This is a genomic window from Gordonia sp. UBA7860, assembly GCF_002500165.1.
Classification (GTDB): domain Bacteria; phylum Actinomycetota; class Actinomycetes; order Mycobacteriales; family Mycobacteriaceae; genus Gordonia; species Gordonia sputi.
Genome location: NZ_DLSO01000050.1, coordinates 61898 through 67897, shown reverse-complemented (window position 1 = coordinate 67897; position 6000 = coordinate 61898). Strand labels below are relative to the sequence as shown.

Annotated in this window: 7 protein-coding genes; 4 read left to right on the top strand and 3 right to left on the bottom strand. The window is 67.8% G+C overall.

Annotated features, from left to right (window positions below; genetic code table 11):
* From B3T59_RS07605 to B3T59_RS07595, 3 genes are all read left to right on the top strand, one after another.
* A partial coding sequence (locus B3T59_RS07605) for a class I SAM-dependent methyltransferase (RefSeq protein ID WP_414652077.1) occupies positions 1–284 on the top strand: 284 nt, incomplete at its 5' end.
* Positions 285–361: 77 nt separating this feature from the next.
* On the top strand, positions 362–1507 hold the full coding sequence (locus tag B3T59_RS07600) for an AbrB family transcriptional regulator (protein ID WP_005208656.1): 1146 nt from the start codon (positions 362–364) through the stop codon (positions 1505–1507).
* 85 nt (positions 1508–1592) lie between these two features.
* On the top strand, positions 1593–2906 hold the full coding sequence (locus B3T59_RS07595; protein ID WP_251723596.1) for a saccharopine dehydrogenase family protein: 1314 nt from the start codon (positions 1593–1595) through the stop codon (positions 2904–2906).
* 142 nt (positions 2907–3048) lie between these two features.
* On the opposite strand, the gene B3T59_RS07590 is transcribed toward B3T59_RS07595, so the two are convergent.
* From B3T59_RS07590 to B3T59_RS07580, 3 genes are all read right to left on the bottom strand, one after another.
* Complete coding sequence (locus B3T59_RS07590; protein WP_287001908.1) at positions 3049–4038, bottom strand: GGDEF domain-containing protein; 990 nt, start codon at positions 4036–4038, stop codon at positions 3049–3051.
* Positions 4039–4119: 81 nt separating this feature from the next.
* Positions 4120–4776: a PaaI family thioesterase gene (locus tag B3T59_RS07585; RefSeq protein ID WP_005208650.1), complete on the bottom strand. Its 657-nt coding sequence runs from the start codon at positions 4774–4776 to the stop codon at positions 4120–4122.
* A 21-nt stretch (positions 4777–4797) separates the two neighbouring features.
* Positions 4798–4959 (bottom strand): hypothetical protein, encoded by a 162-nt coding sequence (locus B3T59_RS07580; protein WP_168431204.1) that lies wholly within the window; start codon positions 4957–4959, stop codon positions 4798–4800.
* Positions 4960–5022: 63 nt separating this feature from the next.
* Here B3T59_RS07580 and B3T59_RS07575 point away from each other — a divergent pair, with 63 nt between their 5' ends.
* Complete coding sequence (locus B3T59_RS07575) at positions 5023–5994, top strand: 1,4-dihydroxy-2-naphthoyl-CoA synthase (RefSeq protein ID WP_005208648.1); 972 nt, start codon at positions 5023–5025, stop codon at positions 5992–5994.
* The last annotated feature ends 6 nt before the right edge of the window (positions 5995–6000 follow it).

Genomic DNA, 6000 nt, shown 5'->3' with positions numbered 1-6000 from the left:
CCGACGTCGACGCCGCGCTCGCCGAGATCGCCCGCGTCCTGCGCCCCGGCGGCACCGTCGCCTTCCTCGAGCACGGCACCGCCCCCGACGACGCCGTCCGACGCTGGCAGCTACGCCTCGAACCGATCCAGAAACGCACCGCGGGCGGCTGCCATCTCACCCGCGACATTCCGAAACTGTTGACCCACAACGGTTTCGACCTCACCGCACTCGACCAGTTCTACCAACACGGCGCACCCCGGCCGTTTGCCGCACTCAGCCTGGGCAGCGCAACCACCCCCTGACCCACCCCCTCGCGACGCTCATCACACCCCGCTCGCTCCACCCGACCGCCCGCTCGCCGCGTCGCTACGCTCAACTAATGACCCGCTGGTTCCTGCTCGCCGCCCTCACGGTCGGCGTCAGTCTCCTGCTGGACCTCATCGACGTCGACGCCGCACCGCTGTTCGCTGGACTACTCGTCGCCGCACTCCTCGCGATCATCGGATATGCCCCGCGCCCGCGCACGCCCGCCGACACAAGCACCCACACCGCCACCGGACCACACGCCGACAGCGCAACAGGACCCGCCGACAAGGCCACACAGCCCGCCGCCACCGATCCGCCGACGGTCCCCCGCGCGGCGATGCTGGCGGCGCAGGGCACGGTCGGCGTCTACATCGGCACCATGGCCGATCCGACGACCATCTCCGGCCTCGGCTCCGCCTGGCTGCCGGTCCTCGTCGTCGGGCTCGGCACGCTGGCGCTGTCGGTCGCGGGCGGCGCGCTCCTCGGCCTGCACCGTGAGGTCGACGCCCTGACCGGCTCGCTCGCTCTGGTAGCGGGCGGGGCGTCGGGCCTAGTCGCGTTGACCCGCGATCTCGGTGGTGACGAGCGCGTCGTCGCGGTCGTCCAGTACGTCCGGGTCGCGCTCGTGACCAGCACCATTCCACTCGTCGCATCGCTGGTGTTCCACGCGTCGTCGTCGAATGTCGTTGTGGCTCGGCCAACATGGACAGAGCAGGCCGCGGGCGTCGCACTCCTCGCAATCTGTACAGGTGTCGGCATCCCGCTCGGCAAACTCATCCACCTCCCCGCAGCCGGCCTCCTCGGACCGATGGCGCTCGCAACCGCAGCAGAACTCACCGGGATCGCAGGCGACGCCGCCGTCCCGTCGGTCCTGCTCGCCATCGCGTATGCGGTGATCGGCTGGCAGGCAGGTCTCGGATTCACCCTTCCCCGACTTCGCGCCATCGGCCGCATCCTGCCCGCCGCGGTTGTGCTGATCCTCGCGATCGGCGTCGGCTGCGCGCTGCTCGGTGTGCTGCTCTCCTGGTGGACGGGCGAGTCGATGTTCGACTGCTACCTCGCCACCACCCCGGGCGGCATCTACGCGGTGCTCGCGGCAGCAACGGCCGCGGGCTCCAACGTCGCATTCGTCGTCGCGGCCCAAATCCTGCGCGTACTGCTCATGCTGTTCGTCGCGCCCTTCGCGGCACGCGCGGCCGCCCGCAGGCTCACCTCCTGAAACCCGTGACTGACCTGCGACGCTCCACCACCAGCGCGATGCAGCCCATTGTTACTGTGACTTCAGTCGCATATACATTGAACTCATGACCGGTGAAAGCCAGCCCGAAAACACCCCGTCGTCAGCTCCGACGAGCTCGTCCGAGGCACCTGAGATCCGCGAGTTCGACGTCGTCGTCTTCGGCGCCACCGGATTCGTCGGCGAACTCACCGCCCGCTACCTCGCCGAGCACGCCCCCGCCGGAACGCGCGTCGCGCTCGCGGGACGGTCCGAGACCAAGCTCGCCGACACCCGACGCCGACTCCCCGACGCCGCGCACAACTGGCCGCTCATCGTCGCGGACTCGTCGTCACCCGCGTCGCTCGACGCCATGGTCGCCCGCACGCGCGTCGTCTGCACCACCGTTGGTCCATACCTTCGCTACGGCGAGGCCCTCGTCGTCGCCGCTGCCACCGCGGGTACCGACTACGTCGACCTCACCGGCGAGGTCCCCTTCGTGCACTACTCCATCCAAAAAGCCCACGAGGTCGCGGAGGCCACCGGCGCCCGCATCGTGCACTCGTGCGGATTCGATTCCGTCCCATCGGATCTCGCGGCGTACGAGCTCTATCGCGGCGTGACCGACGCCGACGCCGGCGAGATGACCGACACCACGATGGTCGTCGCCGCGATGCGCGGCGGCGTCTCCGGCGGCACCATCGACTCGATGCGCGTCATCGCCGAACAGGCAAAAGACTCCAGCATCCGACGCCTACTGCTCAACCCGCAGGCACTCTCCGGCACACCCGCCCAGACCCCGCGCGCGGCGCTGTCGTCGGAGCCGAGCGACATCGGAATCATCAACGCGCACAAGGTCGACGAGTCGCTGCGCGGCACCCTCGCACCCTTCTTCATGGCCTCGCACAACACACGTATCGTCCGACGCTCCAACGCACTCCTCGACGGCGCGTACGGCAAGGACTTCCACTACGCCGAGACCATGTCTGTCGGCGGCGTCCCGGGAGTGTCGACGGTCATCGCGGGCGCGGTCGGTGTCGGGTCGGGCGCGTTCCTGGGCGCGATGTCGTTCGCGCCGACACGCGCACTCCTCGACCGCGTGCTCCCCAAACCGGGTTCCGGTCCGAGCGAGAAGACCCGGGAGAACGGCTATTTCGTAATCCGCACCTATACCCGCACGACGGCTGCTCGACGCTTCCGCTCCACCTTCTCGATGAAGGGCGACCCCGGGTACAAGGCCACCGCCGTCATGCTCGGCGAGAGTGCACTGACACTGGCACTGAACCGCCACCAACTACCCTCGCGCGCAGGCGTTCTCACGCCCGCCGTCGCGATGGGCGACGCACTGATCGACCGACTCCGCACCGCGGGCGCCACCATCGAGGTCACCGAACTGCACTGAAAGCCACAACCGCGCTGGGTAACTGAACTTCGCTGGGGCAACCGAACCCCGCTAGGGCAACCGAACCCCGCTAGGGCAACTGAACCCCGCTGGGGCAACCGAACTGGGCCGGCAGCACCGCCGCCCGCGACGCAGGCGACCCCTAGTTCAGCCGCCGCTTGTGGCGCAGCATCATTCGGTCCGCCTCGTTGATCAGCACCCGCAGCGCCCTGGCGTCATCCGGCCCGCACTGCGCCCACCCGATCTCGACGCCGAAGTGCGGCACTCGTGCACGTAGATGTTCCACCCGTGATCGCAACTGCGACACCTCATCCGATCCGCCACGCGCGATCAATGCGAACTCGTCACCGCCAACCCGAGCGGCCAGTCCGCCATCGTCGAACACCCACCTCAACCACTGGCCGATACCGGCGAGGTGACTGTCACCGACGAAATGTCCGTGACAGTCGTTGATGCCCTTCAGGTTGTTGACGTCGATGAAGGCGACGATCACATGGTTTCCCGACGCGAGCGCCTCGTCGACAAATGCCTGCCCGCGTTCGTTCAGTCCTCGGCGATTGAGCAGACCCGTGAGCTCGTCGGTCACCGCCATGTGCGCGATGGTCGCGGTGGCCGCCCCCAGGCGGCGCTCGGTGCGTCGCCAGGTCAGCGCGATCACGACGGCGAGCACGTCAGCCTTGACCAGTTGCACGGCTACGACGCCGAGCGGGGCGGCCTGCGGATAACACCATGCGAACAGCAGCGCCGCGACGTTCAGCCCAACGATCAGCACAAGCGCGATGCGCGGATACGGGACGAGCGCCCCGATCCCGACGATGACCAGCAGCGTCCCGATCGACGGGTAGGCGACCTGCGTGCAGAGCACGTAGACGAGAGGATTCGCGGCAATGAGCAGCGCAGCCACGGTCACCAGCGCAGGCGCAGAACCAGACGTGATCAGCCGCGGTCGTCGCCAGAGCGTCCACGCGATAGCCGCGAGCACGACGGCCGTGACCGCCGCAACTGATGACGCAGGACGCGCCCCCGGCGTTGGATCGAGCGTGACCTGCACAGCCGTGACCACGACGAACAACGCCGCTCCGAGGGCCACCGTGATCGCGAGCCGGTCGTCGACCACCGAATGTCTGTCCATATGGCTGTCGCTCCCCTTGGTACACACGAACCGTGGGATATGGACAATCCCCGGACGCAGACGCCCTCGCCCCTCGGAATGCTACGGCTGACCAGGCTTCAACTCAATAAACAGCGAATCCAATTCGGCACAGAGACGGTCGCCGTCGTGGAGCGTGCCCTTCACAAAGGCCTTGCGTCCTTCGCGCTTGTCGACCCAGGTTCGGCAGGTCAGCGGCGTCGACAGAGGTGTCAGCGAGCGGTATTGAACCGTCAGGTATGCGGTGCGGGTGACGCCGTTGATCGCGAGTGCCGACGCCATACCCCCGAGATCGTCGAACGCGACCCCTACCTGGCCGCCGTGCGCCGCGTTGTTGCCACCGAGGTGAAACGGCCGGAAGGTGACCTCGGCTACCACTCCATCGGCGCTCGCCGACGAGATCACGTACGGCGGGAGGGTGATATTGCCACGCGCAGGCAGGTCGACGCGGGTTCCCGCGGGGGTGTGCCACTCGTCGACCTGCACTTTTGCCAGTCGTTCGTTGAGGGCGGTTATCTGCTCGAGTAGCTCCTCGGTCTCCGCGCCCTCGGGGCTCGCGTAGCGGGCGAGGTCCATGAGCCGTCGGATCTGCTCGTTCAACTCGCCGTATCGGGGTCCGCCGCGGTCGGTCGTGACCTCGATCCGTGCGCGGAATCCGCCCTCATGGGGCGACTCGTCTTCGGAGCGGATGTCCCAACCGTCGCGCGTGTCAGATGCCATCTGGCCACCGTATATGGCCGGTCAGCGCTCGTGTCTGTCGGATTCCGAACCGCTGGCGAGCTGGGGCGGACGGGGCGCCTCACGACGGTCTCGCTGCCTGATCACGGCACCGACAACCAGGGCGACGACCACGGAGACCGCCGCCCAGATCACGATGATGATCGCGATCAGCTCGAATGACATGTATCCAGGGTGCCATGCACGGCGTGCCGAATGCGACCGAACCGGCTACTAAGGTCGATATCCATGACCTCCGGCGCAACTCAGCACGCATCCGACCAGCCGTTCGACGCCAGCCAGTGGACCGCAGTTCAGGGCTTCGACGACCTCACCGACATCACCTACCACCGCCACGTCGGCACGACCCGCGCCGACGGAATCGTGCGCATCGCCTTCAACCGGCCAGAGGTCCGCAACGCGTTCCGGCCGCACAGCGTCGACGAGCTCTACCGCACCCTCGACCACGCTCGACGCAGCCCCGACGTCGGGACCATCCTGCTCACCGGCAACGGCCCGAGCCCCAAGGACGGCGGCTGGGCCTTCTGTTCCGGCGGCGATCAGCGCATCCGTGGGCGGTCGGGTTACCAGTACGCGACCAGCCACGACTCCGACGTCACTCGCGCCGATGCCACCGGGGTCGACGAGGCGCGCGTGAAGGCCGAGGGCGGCCGACTGCACATCCTCGAGGTGCAACGACTCATCCGCACCATGCCCAAGGTCGTGATCGCGGTGGTCAACGGTTGGGCTGCGGGCGGCGGACACTCCCTGCACGTCGTCTGCGACCTGACGCTCGCCTCACGCGAGCACGCCCGCTTCAAGCAGACTGACGCCGACGTCGGCTCGTTCGACGCCGGATACGGTAGCGCCTACCTCGCCAAGCAGGTCGGTCAGAAGTTCGCACGCGAGATCTTCTTCCTCGGCGAGGCGTACGACGCCGAGACCATGCACCGCATGGGTGCGGTCAACCGGGTCGTCGACCACGCCGACCTCGAGCGCACGGCCATCGAGTGGGCGCGGGCGATCAACGGCAAATCGCCGACGGCCCAGCGCATGTTGAAGTTCGCGTTCAACCTCACCGACGACGGCCTGATGGGTCAGCAGGTCTTCGCCGGCGAGGCCACCCGCCTGGCGTACATGACCGACGAAGCCGTCGAGGGTCGAGATGCGTTCCTGGAGAAGCGTTCTCCCGAGTGGGACGCCTTCCCGTACTACTACTGAGCGTGC

Bases quoted from the DNA above. Each gene is read 5' to 3' on its own strand.
- B3T59_RS07600 (WP_005208656.1), top strand. From the start codon at position 362: ATGACCCGCTGGTTCCTGCTCGCCGCCCTCACGGTCGGCGTCAGTCTC.
- B3T59_RS07595 (WP_251723596.1), top strand. From the start codon at position 1,593: ATGACCGGTGAAAGCCAGCCCGAAAACACCCCGTCGTCAGCTCCGACG.
- B3T59_RS07590 (WP_287001908.1), bottom strand. From the start codon at position 4,038: ATGGACAGACATTCGGTGGTCGACGACCGGCTCGCGATCACGGTGGCC.
- B3T59_RS07585 (WP_005208650.1), bottom strand. From the start codon at position 4,776: ATGGCATCTGACACGCGCGACGGTTGGGACATCCGCTCCGAAGACGAG.
- B3T59_RS07580 (WP_168431204.1), bottom strand. From the start codon at position 4,959: ATGTCATTCGAGCTGATCGCGATCATCATCGTGATCTGGGCGGCGGTC.
- B3T59_RS07575 (WP_005208648.1), top strand. From the start codon at position 5,023: ATGACCTCCGGCGCAACTCAGCACGCATCCGACCAGCCGTTCGACGCC.